The 21445-nt window shown below is 76.4% G+C and carries 18 protein-coding genes; 11 read left to right on the plus strand and 7 right to left on the minus strand.

Annotated elements, in window-relative coordinates; genetic code table 11:
* Positions 1–7 precede the first annotated feature (7 nt).
* The 3 genes from ACUN9U_RS08575 to ACUN9U_RS08585 all read right to left on the minus strand — a co-directional run bounded on the left by ACUN9U_RS08575 (position 8) and on the right by ACUN9U_RS08585 (position 2721).
* Positions 8–1132, minus strand: a complete 1125-nt coding sequence (locus ACUN9U_RS08575; protein WP_445484519.1) for an NAD(P)-dependent alcohol dehydrogenase — start codon at positions 1130–1132, stop codon at positions 8–10.
* Between the two features lie 126 nt (positions 1133–1258).
* Positions 1259–2335: a cation diffusion facilitator family transporter gene (locus ACUN9U_RS08580; RefSeq protein ID WP_445484520.1), complete on the minus strand. Its 1077-nt coding sequence runs from the start codon at positions 2333–2335 to the stop codon at positions 1259–1261.
* The gene (locus ACUN9U_RS08585) at positions 2335–2721 is read right to left on the minus strand and encodes an ArsR/SmtB family transcription factor (RefSeq protein WP_445484521.1); all 387 of its coding nucleotides are present in this window, start codon (positions 2719–2721) and stop codon (positions 2335–2337) included. The genes ACUN9U_RS08580 and ACUN9U_RS08585 overlap by 1 nt, the downstream gene beginning before the upstream one ends.
* A gap of 548 nt (positions 2722–3269) precedes the next feature.
* Between ACUN9U_RS08585 and ACUN9U_RS08590 the strand changes: the two genes are divergently transcribed.
* Entirely contained in the window at positions 3270–4151 is an 882-nt protein-coding gene (locus tag ACUN9U_RS08590; RefSeq protein ID WP_445484522.1) for a YceI family protein, read from the plus strand.
* Positions 4152–4432: 281 nt separating this feature from the next.
* On the opposite strand, the gene nhaA is transcribed toward ACUN9U_RS08590, so the two are convergent.
* Positions 4433–5797 carry a Na+/H+ antiporter NhaA gene (nhaA, locus tag ACUN9U_RS08595; RefSeq protein WP_445484523.1) on the minus strand — a complete coding sequence of 455 codons (1365 nt, stop codon included), beginning with the start codon at positions 5795–5797 and terminating at the stop codon, positions 4433–4435.
* A 188-nt stretch (positions 5798–5985) separates the two neighbouring features.
* On the opposite strand from nhaA, the gene ACUN9U_RS08600 reads away from it, so the two are divergent.
* Positions 5986–6987 carry a DUF389 domain-containing protein gene (locus ACUN9U_RS08600; RefSeq protein WP_445484524.1) on the plus strand — a complete coding sequence of 334 codons (1002 nt, stop codon included), beginning with the start codon at positions 5986–5988 and terminating at the stop codon, positions 6985–6987.
* Here ACUN9U_RS08600 and ACUN9U_RS08605 read toward each other — a convergent pair.
* Positions 6950–7753 (minus strand): hypothetical protein, encoded by an 804-nt coding sequence (locus ACUN9U_RS08605; protein ID WP_445484525.1) that lies wholly within the window; start codon positions 7751–7753, stop codon positions 6950–6952. The genes ACUN9U_RS08600 and ACUN9U_RS08605 overlap by 38 nt on opposite strands.
* A 182-nt stretch (positions 7754–7935) precedes the next feature.
* Between ACUN9U_RS08605 and ACUN9U_RS08610 the strand changes: the two genes are divergently transcribed.
* The 9 genes from ACUN9U_RS08610 to ACUN9U_RS08650 all read left to right on the plus strand — a co-directional run bounded on the left by ACUN9U_RS08610 (position 7936) and on the right by ACUN9U_RS08650 (position 18345).
* Entirely contained in the window at positions 7936–9324 is a 1389-nt protein-coding gene (locus ACUN9U_RS08610) for a TrkH family potassium uptake protein (protein WP_445484526.1), read from the plus strand.
* Positions 9317–9979: a potassium channel family protein gene (locus ACUN9U_RS08615; RefSeq protein ID WP_445484527.1), complete on the plus strand. Its 663-nt coding sequence runs from the start codon at positions 9317–9319 to the stop codon at positions 9977–9979. The genes ACUN9U_RS08610 and ACUN9U_RS08615 overlap by 8 nt, the downstream gene beginning before the upstream one ends.
* Positions 9980–10075: 96 nt before the next feature.
* Positions 10076–11296, plus strand: a complete 1221-nt coding sequence (locus tag ACUN9U_RS08620; protein WP_445484528.1) for a thiolase family protein — start codon at positions 10076–10078, stop codon at positions 11294–11296.
* 182 nt (positions 11297–11478) lie between these two features.
* The gene (locus tag ACUN9U_RS08625; protein ID WP_445484596.1) at positions 11479–13512 is read left to right on the plus strand and encodes a 3-hydroxyacyl-CoA dehydrogenase NAD-binding domain-containing protein; all 2034 of its coding nucleotides are present in this window, start codon (positions 11479–11481) and stop codon (positions 13510–13512) included.
* A 249-nt stretch (positions 13513–13761) separates the two neighbouring features.
* Positions 13762–14184, plus strand: coding sequence for a nitroreductase/quinone reductase family protein (locus ACUN9U_RS08630; protein ID WP_445484529.1), 423 nt, complete (start codon positions 13762–13764; stop codon positions 14182–14184).
* 26 nt (positions 14185–14210) lie between these two features.
* A complete protein-coding gene (locus ACUN9U_RS08635; RefSeq protein WP_445484530.1) occupies positions 14211–15092 on the plus strand; it encodes a PhzF family phenazine biosynthesis protein in 882 nt (293 codons plus the stop codon).
* A 29-nt stretch (positions 15093–15121) separates the two neighbouring features.
* Positions 15122–16093, plus strand: a complete 972-nt coding sequence (locus ACUN9U_RS08640; RefSeq protein ID WP_445484531.1) for an ATP-grasp domain-containing protein — start codon at positions 15122–15124, stop codon at positions 16091–16093.
* 139 nt (positions 16094–16232) lie between these two features.
* Positions 16233–16859 carry a TetR/AcrR family transcriptional regulator gene (locus ACUN9U_RS08645; protein WP_445484532.1) on the plus strand — a complete coding sequence of 209 codons (627 nt, stop codon included), beginning with the start codon at positions 16233–16235 and terminating at the stop codon, positions 16857–16859.
* Between the two features lie 46 nt (positions 16860–16905).
* Positions 16906–18345 (plus strand): CoA transferase, encoded by a 1440-nt coding sequence (locus tag ACUN9U_RS08650; RefSeq protein ID WP_445484533.1) that lies wholly within the window; start codon positions 16906–16908, stop codon positions 18343–18345.
* Positions 18346–18375: 30 nt separating this feature from the next.
* Here ACUN9U_RS08650 and ACUN9U_RS08655 read toward each other — a convergent pair whose 3' ends face one another.
* Both ACUN9U_RS08655 and ACUN9U_RS08660 read right to left on the minus strand, forming a co-directional pair.
* Positions 18376–19518, minus strand: coding sequence for a winged helix DNA-binding domain-containing protein (locus tag ACUN9U_RS08655; protein WP_445484534.1), 1143 nt, complete (start codon positions 19516–19518; stop codon positions 18376–18378).
* The gene (locus ACUN9U_RS08660) at positions 19511–21445 is read right to left on the minus strand and encodes an ABC transporter ATP-binding protein (protein WP_445484535.1); all 1935 of its coding nucleotides are present in this window, start codon (positions 21443–21445) and stop codon (positions 19511–19513) included. The genes ACUN9U_RS08655 and ACUN9U_RS08660 overlap by 8 nt, the downstream gene beginning before the upstream one ends.

Raw genomic sequence — 21445 nt, forward strand, 5'->3', positions numbered from 1 at the left:
CGGCGGCTCAGCCGTGCGCCGTCGACGGCATCCGCAGCACCGGCTTGATCGTCGCTCCGGAGCGGCTGGCGGCCAGGGCGGCGTCGATGTCGGCGAGGTCGAAGAACTTCACCAGGCGGTCGAAGGGGAAGCGGCCCTGGGAGTGCAGGGCGACGAGCGCCCCGATGAGCCGCTCGCTGCGCCCGGACCCCCCAAGGGTGCCGACGATCCGCTTGCCCCACAGCGTGGTCAGGTGGTCGACGCTGAACTCGGCGCCGGCCGGTGCCCCCCCGATGAGGATGGCCGTGCCCAGCATCCCGACGCTGTCGACGGCCTGGCGCACCACGGGGATGACGCCGGTGCACTCCAGGGCGAAGTCCGCCGGACCTCCGCAGACCTCCTGCACGGCGGCGACCGCGTCCACCGCACCGGCGTCGACGGTGTGGGTGGCGCCCAGCTCGCGGGCCAGGGCCAGGCGGTTCTCGTGCAGGTCCACCACCACGACCCGGGTGGCGGGGGTGAGCGCCGCCGCCATCACCGCGGACAGGCCGACGGCCCCGGCGCCGTAGACGACCACGCTCTCCCCCGGGCGCGGCCGCGCCGTGTTGAAGACGGCTCCCGCGCCGGTGGCGATGCCGCACGCGAGCGGACCCAGCAGCTCCAGGGGGGCCTCCCGCGGCACGACGACGAGGGAGTCCGCCCACGTCAGCGCGTGGGTGGCGAAGGAGGACTGCCCGAAGAAGTGGGAGTGCACCACCTCCTGCCCGCGGTGGAGGGCCGGCTGCCCCGCCCGGGGTCCCAGCAGGCGCCGGCCGGAGGCCACGGCCTCGCCCAGGCGGGCGCAGTAGCGCGGCTCCCCCTCCCGGCAGTGGGCGCAGGTCCCGCACGACGGCCAGCCGATGACGACGTGGTCACCGACCGCGACACCGGTGACCCCCGCGCCGACGGCCTCGACGACTCCGGCCCCCTCGTGGCCGAGGACGCAGGGGAACGGCATCGGCAGGTCGCCGTGCACCGTGATGGCGTCGGTGTGGCACATGCCGGTGGCGACGACGCGCACCAGTGCCTCCCCCGGGCCCGGCTCGTCCAGCTCGAGCTGCTCGACGCTGAAGTCGGCGTCGAGCGCCTCGACGACGGCGGCGGTGATGCGCATGGGACCTCGCTCCGTTGCGGTGCTGCCTGCCCGCGCAGTCCACCGCACCTGCCGGCGCCGCGCCAGGGGTGACGGGCAGGGCTGGTGGCCCGCTCCGCTGGGGGCGAGGTCGACTGCGCGGCGCGCTCAGGGGTGGGAGTGCACGCGGTGCTCGTCGTGGACGTGGTCCAGCTGCTCACCGTCGTCGTGGGCGGGATAGGCGTGCACGGTGGCCCTGGTGAGCCTGCGCACCGCTCGGGTGAGGTCCCGTTCGGCGTCGTGGGCCACCCGGTGGGCCTGGGTCAGGCTCAGCGTCGGGTCGACGTCGAGGTCGGCCTCGGCGACCAGCTCGTGCCCGACCCAGCGCATGCGCACCGCACGCACCTCGCGGACCCCCGGGCAGGCGGTCAGCGCGCGCTCAGCGGTGGTGACCAGCGCCGGGTCCACGCCGTCCATCAACCGCCCCAGCACGTCGCGGGCAGCGCCCCGCAGCAGCGCCACGATCGCGACGTTGATGAGCAGCCCCACGACCGGGTCGGCGACGGGGAAGCCGAGGGCCACTCCGCCGGCACCGACCAGCACGGACAGGGAGGTGAAGCCGTCGGTGCGGGCGTGCAGGCCGTCGGCCACCAGGGCGGCGGAGCCGATGCGGCGCCCGACGCGGATGCGGTACAGCGCGACGGCCTCGTTGCCCAGGAACCCGACCAGACCGGCGGCCGCGACCCAGCCGAGGTTCTCGACGGGCTGGGGGTCCAGCAGGCGTCGGACGGCCTCGTAACCGGCCACGACCGCCGACAGGGCGATCATCCCCAGCACGAACAGGCCCGCGAGGTCCTCGGCGCGGCCGTAGCCGTAGGTGAACCGCCTCGTGGCCGCGCGCCGGGACAGGGCGAAGGCGACCCACAGGGGGACGGCGGTCAGGGCGTCGGAGAAGTTGTGGACGGTGTCGGCCAGCAAGGCCACCGAACCGGAGACCACGACGATGGCGAGCTGCAGCAGCGCGGTCAGGCCGAGGACGACCAGGGAGGTCCTGACGGCGCGGATGCCGGCGCTGCTGGCTTCCAGGGCGTCGTCGATGGAGTCGGCGGCGTCGTGGCTGTGCGGGGCGAAGACGCCCCGCAGGAGGCCCTTGATGCCGGCGGCGTGCTCGTGACCGTGCTCGTGGCCGTGCTCGTGACCGTGCTCGTGGCCGTGCTCGTGGCCGTGCTCGCGGAGGGTGCCCATCAGCCCGCCTGGACGCCGTCGTGCAGAGCGGTGAGCCCGGCGGTGTCGCGGTGGTGACCCGGGATGCCCGGTCCTGCGTGCTCGGCGTTGTGGATGGCGTCGGTCACCAGCTGGGCGACGTGGTCGTTCTCCAGGCGGTAGAAGATCTGCACGCCCTCTCGGCGGGTCGCCACCAGCCGCGCCATGCGCAGCTTGGCCAGGTGCTGCGAGACCGACGGGGTCGCCTTGCCGACGTGCGCGGCCAGTTCGCCGACGGGCAGCTCGCGGCCGATCAGCGCCCACAGGAGCTGCACGCGCGTGGCATCGGCGAGCATCCGGAAGACCTCGACAGCGAGGTCGACCTGATCGGCAGGGAGCCGCCGTCGGCACGGGTTGCTTGCATCCATGCGCAAACAGTAGATGAGAGGAGCGCGGACCGGCCGCGAGGCGACGCGGCCGGAGCCGAGGCACGCCTCGTCCCGGTGGTGCTCGTGGTGCCTGTGGTCCCGCCACCGCCTGGTGCGGCAGGGCGCCGCTGCAGCGCCGGGAGGCCGCTGCGCTGCGGCGGGCAGTCCCGGCTCGACCGTCGCGGGTCACCCGGTGCGGGCGCTGGCCCGCGCCGCGTGCCGACCCCTGGCGTGGCCGGGCACCGGTCCGCGGCGGTTACCGTGGAGCAGGTGAGCACGAAGGGCGGGGTGGCGGCCGGCGCCGGGACCAGGGGGACCGGCAGCCGCGTCCCCCGGCGCCCGGTCTGGGGCGGTCGCACCCCCTCCGCCACGGGGTGCTCCCCCGCGCTGCCCCCGGTCGGCGCCCGGGGCGAGCGGGTCGCCTCCCTCCCGGTGCGGCCGGACGGCCCGCGGTGAGGTTCGGCCGCCACTCCGCACGGCGCGCAGCACGCGCAGCTCAGGAGGCAGAGGGTCCGCACGGGGCGGTCGCCCTGGACGGCGACGTCCCGGTGCGCCTCGCCGAGGACGGCGGGACCCCTCCTGCTGCCGTGCAGGCCGGACCCGGGGGCGCGCGGGCCCACGGGGTCGTGCTGACCCGCGACGGCTGGCCGCTGCCCGGAGCCTCGGTCACGCTGCTGGCCACCGACGGCGCGGGCAGTGCGCGGACCACGAGCGGCTCGGACGGGCGCTTCGTGCTCGCCCACCTGGAGCCCGGCCCGGCGACCCTGCTGGTCGCCTGCGCCGGGCACGAGCCGGAGGCCCGCTCCGTGGTGGTGCACGCCCCGGGCGCCACCAGGCCCGAGGACGTGGTCGTCGACGTCGGAGAGCTGCGCCTGACGAGGGTGGGTGCCGCCGACCTGCCCGCCGCCGGACGCTGGGTGATCGACCCCGACCACACCTCGCTGGTGGCCACCGCCCACCACCTGGGCCTGTCCGCGGTCACCGGCCGCCTGTCGGTGGTGGAGGGCGTCATCGAGGTGGCGGAGGTCTTCGCCGCGTCCTCGGTGCACGTGCGCATCGACGCCGCCAGCGTCGACTCCGGCGTGGCGCGCCGGGACGAGCACCTGCGCAGCGCCGACTTCCTCGACGCGGAGCACCACCGGTGGATCACCTACGAGGGGCGGGGCCTCCTGCCCGACGGCGTCGGGGGCTGGCGGCTGGACGGGCAGCTGACGCTCAACGGCACCGCCCGCCCGGTGCCCCTGGCGCTGAGGTGCACCGGCACCGGCACCGACCCATGGGGCGGCCACCGCGTGGCCTTCCAGGCCACCGCCCAGCTGAGCCGCGACGACTTCGCGATGCGGTGGAACCAGGCCTTCGGCCTGGGGGTGGCGGTCTTCGGGACCACGCTGCGCATCACCATCGACCTCGAGGCCGTCCGCGAGACCTGAGCCGGCGCCGACGCGCTCGATGCATCCGGCGCCGCTCGGTGACGGCTCGCCGGGGGTCGGCTCCCCGACGCGGGTCCTCCCTCGCTGAGCCCGCCCGCGCCGGCCGCCGACCCGACGGGTCGCCGCCCCGTGGCACGATGGCGGCACGTCCTGCACCCTTCGCCAGGTCGCAGGACCAGGTCCCCGTCGGCTTCCACCCGGCGGGGACCGCCTTCGTCCGGGTGCCTCCAGGGCCGCCGGACCTGCCGCCCCTGCGCGGCCGTGGAGCGACCGGCGAGCCCCTACTCGGTCCGCCGGCGGCGGGCGGACAGCTCGTCGACCGTCTCGCGCGGCGCGGGGTGGGGCAGGTCGGGGCCGTGGGCCTGGTAGACGTCCGGGATGCCGTCGCCGTCGTCGTCGCGGGCCTCAGCCTCGGCGATCCGGCGGTAGTGGCGGTCGCGCGGCTTGAGCACCGCGGCGGCCAGCACGGCCGCCAGCAGCGTGCCGGTCAGCACCCCCACCTTGACGTGCTCGTCGCGCTCCGAGCCCGCCCCGAAGGCCAGCTCCCCGATGAGCAGGGAGACGGTGAAGCCGATGCCGGCCAGCAGCGACAGGCCCACGACGTCGGGCCAGCGCAGGTCCTCGTCGAGCTCGGCGCGGGTGAACCGGCTGACCAGCCAGGTGGCCCCCGAGATGCCGACCGCCTTGCCGAGCACGAGCCCGGCGACGATGCCCAGGGCGACGGTGTCGGTGAGGGACTCCCGCAGCCCTGACAGGCCCCCGATGGTCACCCCGGCGGAGAAGAACGCGAACACCGGCACCGCGACGCCGGCGGAGATCGGGCGGAAGCGGTGCTCGAAGTGCTCGGCGAGCCCGGGGCCGGCCTCGGGACCGCCGGCGGCCTCGCTGCGCAGCACCGGGACGGTGAAGGCGAGCAGCACCGCGGCGACCGTCGCGTGCACCCCGGACTCGTGCACCAGCACCCAGGTCAGCACGGCCAGGGGCAGCAGCAGCCACCAGTGGCGGACCCGCTTCTGCACCAGGAAGCCGAACAGGGCCAGCGGGACCAGCGCCAGCAGCAGGGGGACGAAGGACAGCGAGGCGGTGTAGAAGACCGCGATGATCGTGATGGCGAGCAGGTCGTCGACGATGGCCAGGGTCAGCAGGAAGGTGCGCAGCGCGGCCGGCAGGTGGGTGCTGATGACGGCGAGCACCGCGAGGGCGAAGGCGATGTCGGTGGCGGTGGGGATGGCCCACCCCACCAGGGCGTCGGGGCTGCGCAGGTTGATGAGCGCGTAGATGACCGCGGGCACCGCCATGCCGCCCACCGCGGCGGCCACCGGGAGCGCGGCCTTGCGCGGGTCGCGCAGGTCACCGGCGACGAACTCGCGCTTGAGCTCGAGCCCGGCCACGAAGAAGAAGATGGCCAGCAGGCCGTCGGCCGCCCACGTGCCCAGGCTGAGGTCCAGGTGCAGCGCGGAGGGCCCCACGACGGTGTCGCGCAGCCCCTCGTAGGCGGGTGCCCACGGGGTGTTGGCCCACACGAGGGCGATCGCGGCGCCGATGATGAGCAGGACGCCCCCGACGGTCTCCTTGCGCAGGAGGGCGGCGATCCTGGTCGCCTCGGCGTACGTGCCGCGGGCGAACAGGCGGGCAGGAGTGGACACTCGGGCTCCTGGGGGGCTCGGCGGGGCTTCGCGGGGTCGACCGTGCAGCTGCCGACCAGACTTCCCGGCGCACCGCCTTCCAGGGTAGCGGCGCACGGGAGGAGCCGCCGGACGCGCGGCGCACACGGGCGGCCCAGACGGGCGCCGGGTGCGCGCCGCCCCGGCCCGGTGATCGCTACCGTGCGCCGGTGCTGCACCTGCGGATCATCTCGCCACCGCACCTCAGCGACGCCGTGGTCGCGGCCGTGGAGGCCGACGTCGGCTGCAGCGGCCTGGTGGTCCTGCCCGGAGCGGCCCGCAGCCCGTCGGGTGACCTGGTGCTCCTCGACGTCGCACGCGAGGGCGCCGACGACGTGCTGCAGCGCCTGCGCGCCCTCGGCCTGGAGGAGGAGGGGTCGATCGCCGTCGAGGACGTCGACCTGTCCCTGTCCCGCGCGGCCCGCGAGGCTGAGCGAGCAGCACCCGGCCACGGCAGCGACGCCCTGGTCCGCGAGGACCTCACCGCGCGCACCCGCGAGGAGTCGACCCTGTCGGCGAGCTTCCTGGTCTTCTTCGCCGTCTCCACCGCGCTGGCCGGCCTGGCCGTGCTCACCGACTCCGCGGTCCTCGTCATCGGAGCCATGATCGTCGGCCCCGAGTACGGGGCCCTGGCGGGCGTGTGCGCGGCGCTGGTGCTGCGCCGGCCCGCCCAGCTGCGGCGCTCGGCGCTGGCGCTGGCGGTCGGCTTCTCGGTGGGCATCGTGGCCGCCGCGGCCTCCACGGCGCTGCTGACGGCGCTGGGCCTGGTCGACGCGGAGATGCTCACCCGCCAGCGGCCGCAGACGGGGTTCATCTACAACCCCGACGCGCTGTCCTTCGTGGTGGCCTTCCTGGCGGGCGTCGCCGGCATGCTGGCGCTCACCTCGGCCAAGTCCGGGGCCGTGGTCGGGGTGCTCGTCTCGGTCACCACCATCCCCGCCGCCGGCAACGCCGCCGTGGCCGCCTCGTACGCGCTCACCGCCCGCGGGGCCGAGCGCACCGCGCTGCTCGACCAGAGCTGGACCTCGGTGGAGCAGCTGCTCCTGAACCTGCTGGGCATCCTGCTGGCGGGCGTGCTGACGCTGTGGGTGCAGCACCGCGCGTGGCGCTGGGTCCGCGGGCGCCTGGGAGGGGTCAGGGGCGCTGGCGCACGCGCCGGTGGACCAGGGTGAGCCCGCCGGCGCCGAGGACGACGACGGCGAGGCCCGCCACCGCGAGCCCCTGCGCCCTGGGAGCGCCCAGCGGCGCCCCACCGCCGCCCGCTGGCGCTCCCCCGCCGCCGGCGCAGCCGTCCGCCGGCCGGCAGCCGGCGTAGGCGGCCTCGGTCTCGGCGCGGGCCGCGGCGAAGTCCTCCTGCACCTGCGCCAGGCTGCGCGGTCCCAGCCCGGCGTCCCACGACGAGACCCGCACGGGCGTGACGACGCCGTCGACCAGGGTGAAGAAGGCCCCGTCCCACGGCACCTCGACCAGGGCGCCCGCCGTGGTGCCCAGGAACGCCCGAGCGCCCTCGGGGTCGGGGTTCCACCCCGAGGAGCGCACCTGCCCGGCGTCGTCGAGGTGGGTCCGCTGCCACCCGACGGGCACGCCGCCGGCCTCCACCCCGGCGATCCACCCCTGCTGCGCCTGCACCGGGTCGGCGGAGGCGCCGCCCGCGGTGAACTCCTCGGTGAAGGAGAAGAGCTGGTGGACCGTGCCGGCGCGCACCGGCCCAGCACCACCCTCCGTGGAGGTGACCATCGCGCGCAGGAGCTCCCCGTCGTAGGCGGCCCGCACCTGCGGCGGCACCTCCCCCACCGCGGTCGGTCCACCGGCGGCGGGCCCCGCCGCGAGCGCCGGCACCACCCCCGCGCCGCCGAGGACGACGACGAGGGCCGCCAGGAGCGCCCCCGCCGCCGCGCGGCCCGTCCGCCGCCGGCCAGCCCCCGCGCCAGCCCCCACGACAGCCCCCACGACAGCCCCCACGACCAGCTCCCGTCCGCCGGGCCTCGTCCTCGAGGCCGCCACCTGCACGACGCCGTCGCCATCGTGTCCGTTGCAGCCCGCTGCCCGCCGCAGGCGCGCGGCGGGTCGCCCGGCCGGACGGCGACGGCACGCAGGCGCCTCTGGCAGGGTGGGCGCCCGTGCCCGACAGCACGGCCGTCCCCACGGCGACTCCCTCCGCCGGCCCCGCCCGGCGCGCGCCCCGCGGCCGCGCCCGGCACCCCGGGCGCGTGATCGCCGGCGGCTTCGCGGCGGCCATCGCGGTGGGCACGCTGCTGCTGTCGCTGCCGGTCGCGAGCGCCGACGGCCGGGTGCACCCGGTGGAGGCGCTGTTCACGGCGACCTCGGCGATCTCCGTCACCGGCCTGGTGGTGCTCGACACCGGCTCGGCGTGGTCGCCCTTCGGGTTGGTGACCATCGTGGTGCTGGTGCAGCTGGGCGGCCTGGGCATCACCACGGCCGCCACGCTGGTGGCCCTGGTGCTGTCCCGGCGCCTGGGGCTGCGGGCCCGGCTGCTGGCGCAGGCGGAGACGAAGTCGCTCAGCGCCGGCGACGTGCGCGGGGTCGTCCGGACCGTCGCGGTGTTCACCCTCGCCCTGGAGGCCGTGGTCGCCTCGCTGCTGGCGGTGAAGTGGGTGGTCGTGGACGGCGGGCCGGTGCTGCCCACGCTGGCCAGCGCGGGCTTCCACGGCGTCATGGCTGTCAACAACGCGGGCTTCTCCCTGTACAGCGACAGCCTGGTCCGCTTCGCGGAGGACCCCTTCACCCTCGGCGTCGTGGCCGGCGCGGTGATGATCGGCAGCCTGGGCTTCCCGGTGGTCTTCGAGCTGTGGCGCAGCTGGCGCCGGCCCCGCACGTGGTCGGTGCTCACGCTGGTCACGGTGTGGGTGACCGCGTGGCTGCTCGGCGTCGGCACCGTGCTGCTGGCGGTGACGGAGTGGACCAACCCCGGCACGCTGGGGCCGCTGAGCGCCCGCGACAGCCTCATCGGCGCCTTCTTCCACGGCGTGATGGCCCGCAGCGCGGGCTTCAACACCTTCGACACCACCGCGATGACCCCCGAGGGGCTCCTCGTCACCGACGCGCTGATGTTCATCGGCGGCGGCAGCGCCAGCACCGCCGGCGGCATCAAGGTGACGACCTTCGGGCTGCTGGCGCTGGTGCTGTGGGCCGAGCTGCGCGGCGACGCGGACGTGGAGGTGGGCCGGCGCCGCGTGCCCGCCGCCACGCAGCGCCAGGCGGTGGCGGTGGCGCTGCTGAGCATGGGGCTGGCCTGCCTGGGCGTGCTCGCGCTGCACCTGGCCACCGACCAGCCGACCGACGTCGTCGTCTTCGAGGCCATCTCCGGCTTCGCCACGGTGGGCCTGTCCGCGGGCGCCACCACCCAGCTCGGCACCGCCGCCCAGGTGGTGGTGGTCGTGCTCATGTTCATCGGCCGCGTGGGACCCGTCACGCTGGCCACGGCTCTGGCGCTGCGCGAGCGCGCCAAGCTCCACCAGCTGCCCGAGGAGCGGATGATCGTTGGCTAGTCGCAGGGACCCCGTCGCCGTGCTCGGCCTGGGGCGGTTCGGCTCCGCCCTGGCCCTGGAGCTGGTGCGCGGCGGCACCGAGGTGATCGGCGTGGACGCCCGCGCCGACGTCGTCCAGAAGCTCTCCGGCGTGCTGCCGCAGGTGGTCACCGCCGACACCACCAGCGCCGACGCGATGCGCGAGATCGGCATCCAGGACTTCCCGCGCGCCGTCGTCGGCATCGGGACCCACCTGGAGGCCAGCATCATCACCACCGCGGTGCTGGTCGACCTCGACGTGCCGACCATCTGGGCCAAGGCGCTCTCGGACCAGCACGCCACGATCCTGCGGCGGGTGGGCGCCCACCACGTGGTGCTGCCCGAGCAGCAGATGGGCGAGCGCGTGGCCCACCTCGTGGCCGGGCGCATGGAGGACTGGGTGGAGCTGGGGCCGCAGTGGGTGCTGGCCAAGACCAAGCCGCCGCGCGACCTGGTGGGGGTGCCGCTGGGCGAGTCCAAGCTGCGCTCGCGCCACCACGTGACCGTGGTGTCGGTCAAGCCCGAGGGCTCGAACCAGTACACCCACGCCGGCTACGACACCGTGCTCAGCTACGGCTCGGTCATCGTCATCGCCGGCAGGCCGGCCGACGTGGAGCGCTTCGTCGAGCTGGACTGACCGCGCGGACCCGCGGAGCCGTTCGCCAGAACCCGGTACCGCGGGTACCGTGTACTCCTCGTACCGCACAGGTGGTCCATCGACGAGGAGGTCGGCGTGCTCTCAGGGCGCGACGTGGTGTTCGTGGACGGCGTGCGCACGCCGTTCGGCAGGGCCGGCGAGAAGGGGATGTACGCCCAGACGCGCGCCGACGACATGGTCGTCCGGCTGCTGCGCGAGCTGCTGCGCCGCAACCCCTCGCTGCCCCCCGAGCGCATCGACGAGGTGGCCGTCGCCGCCACCACGCAGGAGGGCGACCAGGGCCTGACGCTGGGCCGCAGCGCCGGCATGCTCGCCGGCCTGCCGCAGTCGGTGCCCGGCTTCGCCATCGACAGGATGTGCGCCGGCGCCATGACCGCGGTGACGACGACGGGGTCGGGCATCGCGGCGGGCGCCTACGACGTCGTGCTGGCCGGCGGCGTCGAGCACATGGGCCGCCACCCCCTGGGGGCGAGCTTCGCCCCCAACCCCCGCTTCGTGGCCGACCGCATCGTCGACGGCGACGCGCTGGTGATGGGACGGACCGCGGAGAACATCCACGACAGGTACCCGCACCTGACCCGCGAGCGCGCCGACGCCTTCGCGGCGGCGTCGCAGGCCAAGCTCGCCGCCGCCTACGAGCGCGGCGACGTGCAGCCCGACCTCGTGCCGGTGGCCACCCGCCACGCCCAGCGCGGCTGGGGCCTGGCCACCGCCGACGAGCCGCCGCGCCCGGGCACCACCGTGGAGCAGCTGGCGGAGCTGAAGACCCCGTTCCGCCCCCACGGCCGCGTGACCGCCGGCAACGCCGCCGGCCTCAACGACGGCGCGACGATGTGCCTGCTCGCCTCCGGCGACACCGCGGCCGAGCTCGGCCTGCCGGTGGCGATGCGCATGGCGGGCTTCGCCTTCGCCGGGGTCGACCCGGCGGTCATGGGCATCGGCCCGGTGCCCGCGACCGAGCGGCTGCTGGCCCGGACCGGCCTGAGCATCGACGACATCGGCCTGTTCGAGCTCAACGAGGCCTTCGCCGTGCAGGTGCTGGCCTTCACCGACCACTTCGGGATCGCCGACGACGACCCGCGGGTCAACCCGTGGGGCGGCGCCATCGCCGTCGGCCACCCGCTGGCCAGCTCCGGGGTGCGGCTCATGACGCAGCTCGCGCGGCAGTTCGCCGCGCGCCCCGACGTCCGCTACGGCCTGACCGCCATGTGCGTGGGGCTGGGGCAGGGCGGGGCGGTGCTGTGGGAGAACCCCCGCTTCGACGGAACCACCGACCGCAAGGAGGTCGCGGCGTGAGCGAGCAGACCGTGCAGGCGCAGCCCCAGCGGGCCCGCCTCGACAGCGACGCCGAGGGCGTGGTGCGCCCTGAGGACCTCGTGGACCCCTCGGGGTCGGAGCGCGTGACCTCCTTCCCGTGGCAGGAGGTGCCGCTGGCAGCGCTGCGGCCGGGGCTGGGGGGCTCCCTCGCCCTCATCACGATGGACAACTCCCCCGACGACCCGGACGCCCACACGAAGCCGACCACGCTCGGGCCGGCCGGGCTGCTGCAGCTGCGCGACACCCTCGACGCCGTCGAGGCCCGGGTGCGCGAGGGCGCCGTCACGGCCGTGGCCATCACGGGCAAGCCGTTCGTCTTCGCCGTCGGCGCCGACCTCAAGGACGTCGCCCGCATCTCCTCGCCGGCCGCGGCCCGCGCGGTGGCCAAGCACGGCCACGACCAGCTGCGGCGCCTGGGCGAGCTGGGCGTGCCCTCCTTCGCCTTCATCGGCGGGCCCGCGATGGGCGGCGGCCTGGAGGTGGCGCTGCACTGCACCTACCGCACCGCCTCGTCCGTGGCGCGCGGGCTGGCGCTGCCCGAGGTCGCGCTCGGCCTGCTGCCCGGCTGGGGCGGCACGCACCTGCTGCCGGCGCTCATCGGCATCGAGAAGGCCGTGCAGGTGGTCATCGCCAACCCCGCGTCGCAGAAGACGCTCACCGCGCAGCAGGCGCTCGACCTCGGCGTGGTCGACGCGGTGCTGGACTCCCCCGACTTCCTGGAGGAGTCGCTGCGGTGGGCGGCGCGCGTGGTGGACGGCGACGTCGTCGTCGAGCGGCCCGAGGTCAGCCGCGACCAGCGCCTGTGGGACGGCGTGCTCGCCGCGACCCGCGCCGCCGTCGACGCGAAGCTCCACGGCGCGGCGCCCGCTCCCTACCGGGCGCTGGACCTGCTGGCACGCGCCCGCACGGATGTCGGGCCCGAGGGGCGGGACGCGGCCTTCGCCGCCGAGGACGACGCCCTCGCCGAGCTGATCATGACCGACGAGTTCCGCTCCGGCGTCTACTCCTTCGACCTCGTGCAGCGGCGCGCCAAGAAGCCCGCCGGTGCACCCGACGCGAAGCTGGCGCGGCCGGTCGGGAAGGTCGGCGTGGTGGGCGCCGGGCTCATGGCCAGCCAGCTGGCGCTGGTCTTCGCCCGGCAGCTGAAGGTGCCCGTCGTCCTCACCGACCTCGACGAGGCCCGCGTGGCCAGGGGCGTGGCGTGGGTGCACGGCGAGATCGCGAAGCTGCGTGAGAAGGGGCGCCTCTCGGACGGCGCCGCGCAGCGGCTGACCGCGAACGTCACCGGCACCACCTCCACCGCTGACGCCTTCGCCGACGCCGACCTCGTCATCGAGGCGGTCTTCGAGGAGCTGTCCGTCAAGCAGGATGTGTTCCGCGCGGTGGAGGAGGTGGTCCGCGAGGACTGCGTGCTGATGACCAACACCTCCTCGCTGTCGGTGACGGCCATGGCGTCGGTGCTCGAGCACCCCGAGCGCCTCGTCGGGTTCCACTTCTTCAACCCCGTGGCCGTGATGCCGCTGGTGGAGGTCGTGAGGACCACGGGCCCGACGCCCACGGACGACGTCACCCTGGCCACCGCCTTCGCGGTGGGCAAGGGGCTGCGCAAGTCGTGCGTGCTCGTGCAGGACGCCCCCGCCTTCGTGGTGAACCGGCTGCTCACGCGGTTCATGAGCGAGGCCAGCGTGGTCGTCGACGAAGGCACGCCGGTGGAGGTCGCCGAGGCGGCGCTGGACTCCCTGGGCCTGCCGATGAGCAACTTCGAGCTCCTCGGCCTGGTCGGCCCGGCGGTGGCGCTGCACGTCGCGGAGTCGCTGCACGCCGCGTTCCCCGAGCGCTTCCCGGTGTCGGCCAACCTGCGCCGGATCGTCGAGGCCGGCCTGCCGGGCGTGTACGAGAAGGGCTCGCGCACCCTCACCGAGGCCGCCCGCGGGGTGCTGGTGCTCGGCGACAGCCCGTCCACCGAGGAGCAGGTGCGCGACCGCGTGCTGGCGGCCCTGGCCGACGAGGCGCGCCGCATGCTGGACGAGGGCGTGGTCTCCGACCCGCGCGACATCGACCTGTGCCTGCAGCTGGGCGCGGGCTGGCCGGCGCACCTGGGCGGGATCCTGCCGCTGCTGGACCGCAGCGGGGTCTCCGAGCGGGTCACCGGGCAGCGGTTCCTGCCGCGGGGCGTCGCCTCGGTCCCCGCCTGAGGCTGGGGGCTGCCCGGGACACCCGTCCCGGGCGGCCCCTTCCTCACCGCCGCTCACGACGCATCCTCAGGACGATCAAGGAGCTGCGCGCCAGAACGCGCCCACAGCCGCTCACGAGGTGGCGCGGACTCCCGTGATCGTGACGGCCATGTGGCGCTGACGTCCGTGATCGTCACTGGCGGGACGGGGCGGCCGGGGCGACACCGGGGTACCAGCGGCGGTGTCAGCACCGGAGGGCATGCTGGCGCCGTGGCCGAGGACTTCAACACGCGCGTCATCCGGGAGTTCCGCGAGAACGAGGGCCGCGTCGGCCCGCCCTTCGAGGGCGCGCCGATGGTCCTCGTGCACCACCGGGGCCGGCGCTCGGGCACCGAGCACGTGGCCCCGCTGGTCTTCCAGCAGGTGGGCGACGCCTTCGCGGTCTTCGCCTCCAAGGCCGGCGCCCCCACCCACCCGGAGTGGTACCTCAACCTGCTCGCCTCCCCCGAGACCACCGCCGAGGTCGGCGCCGAGCACCGCGGCCGCGAGGTCGCCGTGCGCGCCCGCGAGCTGCAGGGCGAGGAGCGCGACCGGGTGTGGCAGGAGCAGAAGCGCCGCTCCCCCGGCTTCGCGCAGTACGAGCAGAGCGCCGCCCCGCGGGTCATCCCCGTGGTGCTGCTCGAGCCCCGCTGAGCGCGGCTGCCGGGAGGACCGCCGTGGTGCGCCGCTTCACCCAGGTCGACGTCTTCACGCGGGAGCTGACCCGCGGCAACGCCGTCGCCGTCGTCCACGACGCCGAGGGGCTCGACGACGACGCCCTGCGGGCCTTCGCCCGCTGGACGCAGCTGTCCGAGACCACCTTCCTGCTGGCCCCCACCCCCGACGGTGCGGCGGCGGGGGCCGACTACCGGGTGCGCATCCTCACCCCCGGCCGCGAGCTGCCCTTCGCCGGGCACCCCACGCTCGGCTCGGCCCGGGCGTGGCTGGAGGCCGGCGGCGTCCCGCAGCGCGAGGGCGCGGTGGTCCAGGAGTGCGGTGCCGGGCTGGTCACCGTCCGCACGACCACCGACGGCGACGACGACGGGCTGCTCGCCTTCGAGGCCCCGCCGCTGGTGCGCAGCGGTCCCCTCGACCCGGCGGACCTGCTCGCCGCCGCCACGGCGGTGGGCGTGCGCGCCGAGGACGTGCTCGACGCCGCCTGGGTGGACAACGGGCCGGGCTGGGTGGCGCTGCTGCTCGACGGCGCGGACGCGGTGCTGGCCGCGCGGACCTCCGGCGCGGGCGGCGACGACGGCCCCTCGGACGTCGGACTGGTCGGGCTGCACCCCGGCGGCGGCCCCGGCGGCGCGGCGGTGGAGGTGCGCGCCTTCGTCCGCGAGGACGGCGCGTGGTGGGAAGATCCGGTCACGGGCAGCCTCAACGCCGGCCTCGGGCAGTGGCTGACCTCCGGGGAGGCCGCCGTGCGCCTCCCGGAGCGCTACACCGCCTCGCAGGGCACCGCGCTCGGGCGCAGCGGGCGGGTGCACGTCGCCCGCGAGGGCGAGCGGGTCTGGGTGGGCGGCCAGACGGTGGTGGGCGTCAGCGGGACCGTGGCGCTGTGACGGCGGCACGCGGTGTGACGATCGGCGCCGTGGACAGCTCCAGCACCGTCACCGCGCCCTCACCGCCCGCCACCGGCACGGGCACCCGCGCCGCCAGCGGCCCCGGCGCCGGCACCGGCAGGGTCGGCCTGGTCACCTGCGCGGAGGTGCCCGACCTCGACCCGGAGGGCCGCCTGCTGCTCGGCGCGCTGCGCGACCGGGGCCTGGACGCGCGACCGGTGACCTGGGACGACGACGGCGCGGACTGGGCCGCCCTCGACCTCGCCGTGGTGCGCTCGACGTGGGACTACGCCACGCGGCGCGCCGAGTTCCTCGCGTGGGCCGCCCGCGCCGCCGCGGCCACGCAGCTGCTCAACCCGTTGCCCCTGCTGGACTGGTCCACCGACAAGCACTACCTCGCCGACCTCCAGGCGGCCGGGCTGCCGGTGGTTCCCAGCGCCTTCGTCGAGGTCGGCGGCGGCGAGGAGCACCCGTACCTCGGCGTCGAGCACGTGGTCAAGCCCGCCGTCTCGGCCGGCTCGCGCGACACCCTGCGCCTGGGCGCCCACGAGGCCGACCGCTCCCGGGCCCACCTGCGCGCCGTGCACGCCAGCGGGCGCTGCGCGCTCGTCCAGCCCTACCTCAGCGCCGTGGACGAGGTCGGGGAGACCGCGCTGGTCTTCCTCGACGGCCAGCTCAGCCACGCCATGCGCAAGGCGGCGCTCCTGCCGCCCTCCGGCGGTCTGGTCGAGGGGCTCTTCGCCCCCGAGGAGATGTCCCCGCGCGAGCCCTCCGCCGCGGAGGTGGAGCTGGCGCGGGCGGTGGTCGAGCAGGCCGTGGTCCGCGCCCGGGAGGCCGGCGCCCCGAGGCCGCTGTACGCCCGCGTCGACCTCCTCCCCGGTGACCACGGCGAGCCCCTCGTGCTGGAGCTGGAGCTCGTGGAGCCCTCCCTCTTCCTCGACCACGCGCCCGGAGCCGTAGACCGGCTCGCCGACGCCGTGGTGGGCCGCCTCGGGCGGTGAGGCCGGCGGACGCCTCCCGACGGCGGGCGGCGGCGGCGCGGAACGCCCGTCCTGGGACGGGTGTCCCGCGCTCCCGGCAGCGGGACGGTCGTCCCGGGACGCCCGTCCCACGACGGGCGTCCCCGCTAGCGTCGTCGTCGTGACCCAGGCAGCGGAGGCGGGACGGCGACCGGCGCGGCGGGTGGACCCCCAGGCCCGGCGCTCGGCGCTGGTGGAGGCCCTGTGGCGCGTCGCGGTCCGCCACGGGCTCGACGCCGTCAGCGCCCGCACCGTCGCGGCGGAGGCCGGCGCCTCCCTGGGCACCGTGACCCGCGTCTTCGCCACCCAGGACGAGCTGCACGCCGCGGCGCTGCGCCGCGCCGTCGACGCGGTCAGGGCCCGCGTGGCCTCGGTGGAGCGCACCGGCGACGCCGCGGCCGACGCCCTGGCCCAGCTCGCGCAGGTGGTGCCGCTGAGCGCTGCCAGCAGGCCGGAGGCGGCCGTCGTGCACGCCTACCTGGCGCGCAGCGCCACCGCCGGCGCCGCCCCGGCCCTGCGGCGCGCCGCCGATGCGCTGGACGCCGAGCTGGCCGCGCTGTGCCACCGGCTGGTGGCGGCGCTGTCCCCCGGCGGCCTGGCGCTGCAGGAGCGGACCCGGCGCGCCGCCGAGCTGCACGCCCTGGTGGAGGGCCTGGCGCTGGGCCTGGTCACCTGGCCTCACCGCAGGTCGGCGAGCGCGGCGCAGGAGCTGCTGCGCGGGCGGCTGGAGCAGCTCGGGCGCGCCTGAGCGGCCCGGGCTGGCCCTTCCCGTGCGCGCTGTCCACCATGGCCGTGTGGCCGGAGGTCTGCTGCACCAGCTGTGGAGGGAGCTGCGGGGAGACCCCGGTGACCTCCGCACCGTCCGCGTGACCGGCACCACGGGGCTGGCGAGCCGGCTCCCGGTGGAGGCGCTCGCCGTGGCGTCGGCCTCCGTGCACCGGCTCGCGGCCGTCGGGCCGTCGGGCGCCGCCCTGGAGGACGGCGACAGGCCCCCCTCCGACGGGCAGCTCGCGGTGGACGCCCGCCACGTGGCGGCCGACTTCTGCAGCGAGGCGCTGCTCCGCCTGGACGGGCGACCGGCCGCCGGGGGCTTCGCGCCGCTGTCGCGCTTCTGGCCCACGGCGGACGGGTCGGTGCGCGTCCACGCCAACTACCCCCACCACAGGGCCGCGCTGCTGCGGGCGCTCGGGGTGCCCGACGACGGCGAGCGCGCCACCCGCGCGGTGCCCGCCGCGCTGCTGGAGCGGCTGTCCCTGGAGGTGGAGGAGGCGGTGGTCGCCGCAGGCGGCGTGACCGCCGCGGTGCGCAGCCCGCAGGAGTGGGCCTCCTCACCGATGGGCGCGGCGCTGGTGGGGGTGCCGCTGGTCGACCTGCACCGCGTGGGGGGCGACGGCGCCGCCGCCGGGGGCGGCGCCCGGGCCGGTGGCCGGGGAGCGGGCGCGTCGCGCGCGCCGGCCCGGGGCGTGCGGGGTGCCCGCGTCCTCGACCTGACCAGGGTCATCGCCGGGCCGACGGGCACGCGGGCGCTGGCGGCGTGGGGCGCCGACGTGATCCGGCTCGACCCACCGCACCTGCCCGAGGCGCGGGAGTTGCTGCTGGAGACGGGCTCGGGCAAGCGGTGGGCCCAGTTGGACGCCTCCACCGGCCCCGGCAGGGCGCGCCTGGAGGAGCTGCTGGCCAGCGCCGACGCCCTCGTGCACGGCTACCGCCCCGGCGCCCTGGCGCGCCTGGGGCTCGGGGAGGAGGAGCTGGCGCAGCGCCACCCCCACCTCGTGGTCGCCTCCCTGTCCGCGTGGGGCCTACGGGGACCATGGGCCCAGCGCCGGGGCTTCGACTCCGTCGTCCAGGCCGCCAGCGGGGTCGCCGTGATGACCGGGGCCGCTGACGGGACGCCCGGCGCCCTGCCCGTGCAGGCCCTCGACCACGCCGCGGGCCACCTGCTCGCCGCCGCGGTGATGCGCGGGCTCGTGCTGCGGCGCCCCGGCCCGGACGCCGGCGGCTCCTGGCACGCGCACGTCTCCCTGGCGGGCCTCGCGCGCTGGCTGCTGGGCCAGCAGGTCTCCTCCGAGAGCGCGCCCGCCGCCGAGGGGCTGCGGCCCGCCGACCTCGAGCGCTACCTCGTGGACCTGCCCTCGCCGGCGGGGACCGTCACGGTGGTCAGGCCGCTGGGCGCCCCGGCCTGGGCCGAGGGCCTGGTCCCGGCGGAGCCGGTGTGGCGGGACCCGACGGCCTGACAGCCCTCGCCGCGCACCCGTCGCCCGGAGTCAGCGGCCGGGCAGCGCGGCCGGCAGCGCGGCGAACGCCTCCTGGCAGGCGGACTCGAGCCGGTCCGGCAGCGGCTGCTCGAAGGGCGTGACGACCAGCCGGTCCTTCCTCGTGCCCGCACGCGCCCAGGTGCCCACGGCCCGCGCGTCGGCCACCACCACCGGCTTGAACATCCCGTTGCCCCCGGGCACCACGAGCAGCTCCTCCTGCGGCGACAGCGTGGCGGTGCGGTCGGCGTAGCCGAGCACCAGCTCGTCGAAGGCGGCCGTCAGCAGCACCCCGGCGGTCGCCCCGCGCACGGCCTGCAGGTCGCCGACCAGCTCGGCCAGGTCGGGACCGGCGTACAGGGTGCGGCCCTCGCAGGTCACCGCGACCAGCCGGCCCTGGGCGTGGGCCGCCGCCAGGGCCGCCCTGGCGGCGCTGACGGTGCAGGAGGTCCAGCGGACCAGGTCGGGCACCGAGACCGGGCCGTGCCCGGCGGCGTAGCGGGCCGCGAGGTCGGCGAGCAGCGCCTCCTCGGGCTCGTCCTCGCGTCGGGAGCCCTCCGGCAGCCACCCCTCGGCCAGCACCACCAGCTGCTCGGCGCCGCGCACCGGGCCCAGCACCAGCTCTCCGCGGGTGGCCAGGCCGTTGAGCAGCCGGTAGGTGGTGGAGGTGCCGGGCTCGAAGCCCGCCCCCGTCCACAGCGCCCCCAGCTCCTCGCGGCTCGCCGGCCCGTCGGCCAGCCGCTCGCGGGCCACGGCCAGCGCCCGCTCGAAGGCGGCGTCGTCGAGGCCGACGTCGAGCCACCGCCTGGCCGCCGCCCGCAGCGCCCTGGGCCCGAGCAGCCGGGTCATCCAGCCGGCGTCCCCGGCGGTGAGCAGGTGCAGCGTGCCGCGCATGGGCCAGGTCCGCACCAGCGCCCCACTGTCGAGGGCGGCCCGCACCGCGGCGGCGTCCCGGGCCGGGGTGCGGCTGGCGACGGCCACGTGCGCGGCCGGCAGGTCCTGCGCCTGCACCGCGAGCAGGTGGGCCACGGCCGCCACCGGGTCCGGTAGCAGGCCGAGGTGGGGGTGGGGCACGAGGCGCTGGGTCACCAGGCGCAGCCGCGCGACCTCTGCCGGCGCGAGGTCGGCGACGGCGGTGGGCAGGGCCTCAGCCACGGGTCGCTCCGCTCGTGGCGCGGTCGTCGTCGTCCTGGTCCAGGTCCCTCCGGCGCGGCCCGTCGGCGCCGTCGGCGAACTGGGTGGCGTGCAGCTCGGCGTACCGGCCGCCCGCGGCGAGCAGCTGGGCGTGCGTGCCGCGCTCGACGATGCGGCCGTGCTCGACCACGAGGATCTGGTCGGCCGAGCGCACCGTGGACAGGCGGTGGGCGATGACGACGGCGGTGCGGCCCGCGAGCGCCTCGGACAGCGCCGCCTGAACGGCCGCCTCGGAGGTGGAGTCGAGGTGGGCGGTGGCCTCGTCGAGGACCACCACGCGCGGGGAGGCGAGCAGCAGCCTGGCGATGGTGAGGCGCTGGCGCTCCCCGCCGGAGAGGCGGTAGCCGCGCTCGCCGACCACGGTGTCCAGGCCGTCGGGCAGCTCCTGCACCACCTCGCGCAGCCGCGCCCGCTCCAGGGCGTGCCACAGCTGGGCGTCGGTGGCGCCCGGGGCCGCCAGCTGCAGGTTGGAGCGCAGGGACTCGTGGAAGAGGTGTCCGTCCTGGGTGACCACCCCGACGGCGGCGCGCAGGTCGGCGAAGGACAGGTCGCGCACGTCGACGCCGCCCAGGCGGACGGCGCCGCTGTCGACGTCGTACAGGCGCGGCAGCAGCGAGGCGGTGGTCGACTTGCCGGCCCCGGAGGAGCCGACCAGGGCGACCACCTGGCCCGGCTCGGCGCGGAACGAGACCTCGTGCAGCACCCGCGTGCCGCCCCTGGGGTCGAGGACGGCGACGTCCTCCAGGGAGGCCAGGGAGACCTGCTCCGCGGACGGGTAGGAGAAGCTGACCCGGTCGAGCTCGACGGTGAGGGGCCCCTGCGGCAGCGGCGCCGGATCGGGGCGCTCGCGCACCAGCGGCTCGAGGTCGAGGACCTCGAAGACCCGCTCGAAGCTCACCAAGGCCTGCATGACGTCCAGGCGGGCGCTGGCCAGCGCCGTCAGCGGCGCGTAGAGCCGCGTGAGCAGCAGGGCCAGGCTGACGACGGTGCCCGCCTCCAGCGCGCCCCGCAGCGCCAGGACGCCTCCCAGGCCGTAGACCAGCGCCAGCGCGAGGCTGGAGACGAGCACGAGGGTGGTGACGAAGGAGAAGGACACCACCGCGGTGCGGACCCCGATGTCGCGCACGCGGCGGGCGCGGGCGGCGTACTCGGCGGACTCCCGGGCCGGGTCTCCCATGAGCTTCACCAGCGTCGCGCCGGGAGCGGAGAAGCGCTCGGTGGTCTGGTCGGTCATGGCGGCGTTGTGGCCGGCCGCCTCGCGCTGCAGGCCCGCCAGGCGCCGCCCGACGCGGCGGGCGGGCAGCAAGAACAGCGGCAGCAGCACGAGGGCGAGCACGGTGATCGGCCAGGACAGCGCGAGCATCACCCCCAGGGTGAGCAGCAGCGTCACCGTGTTGGACACGATGCCCACCAGGGTGTCGCTGAAGGCGCGCTGGGCGCCCAGCACGTCGGAGTTGAGCCGGCTGACCAGCGCGCCGGTGCGGGTGCGGGTGAAGAAGGCCACCGGCATGCGCTGCACGTGGTCGTAGACGGTGGTGCGCAGGTCGAGGATGACCGACTCCCCCAGCGTGGCGCTCAGCCACCGGCTGAGCATGCTGGCACCGGCCTCCAGCAGGGCGATGACGGCGATGAGCACGGCCAGGCCCACCACCACCGAGGCCGCCTGGCGCTCGGTGATGGCCTGGACCACCCGGCCGGCGAGCAGGGGCGTGGCGACCGTCAGCACCGCCTCGACGACGCCGACCAGCAGGAACCAGCCGATGCGGGCCCGGTGCGGGCGTGCGAAGGCCAGCACCCGCCGCAGGGTGGCGCGCGAGAAGGGCCGCTGGTCCTGCTGGCCGTAGGCCGTCTTGTACAGGACGCCCCACGCGGTCCCCTCGATGCTCAC

It is taken from the genome of Quadrisphaera sp. KR29, assembly GCF_052644995.1.

Coding starts and splice junctions, on each gene's coding strand:
- ACUN9U_RS08575 (WP_445484519.1), bottom strand. CDS start 1,132: ATGCGCATCACCGCCGCCGTCGTCGAGGCGCTCGACGCCGACTTCAGC.
- ACUN9U_RS08580 (WP_445484520.1), bottom strand. CDS start 2,335: ATGGGCACCCTCCGCGAGCACGGCCACGAGCACGGCCACGAGCACGGT.
- ACUN9U_RS08585 (WP_445484521.1), bottom strand. CDS start 2,721: ATGGATGCAAGCAACCCGTGCCGACGGCGGCTCCCTGCCGATCAGGTC.
- ACUN9U_RS08625 (WP_445484596.1), top strand. CDS start 11,479: ATGGACAACTCCCCCGACGACCCGGACGCCCACACGAAGCCGACCACG.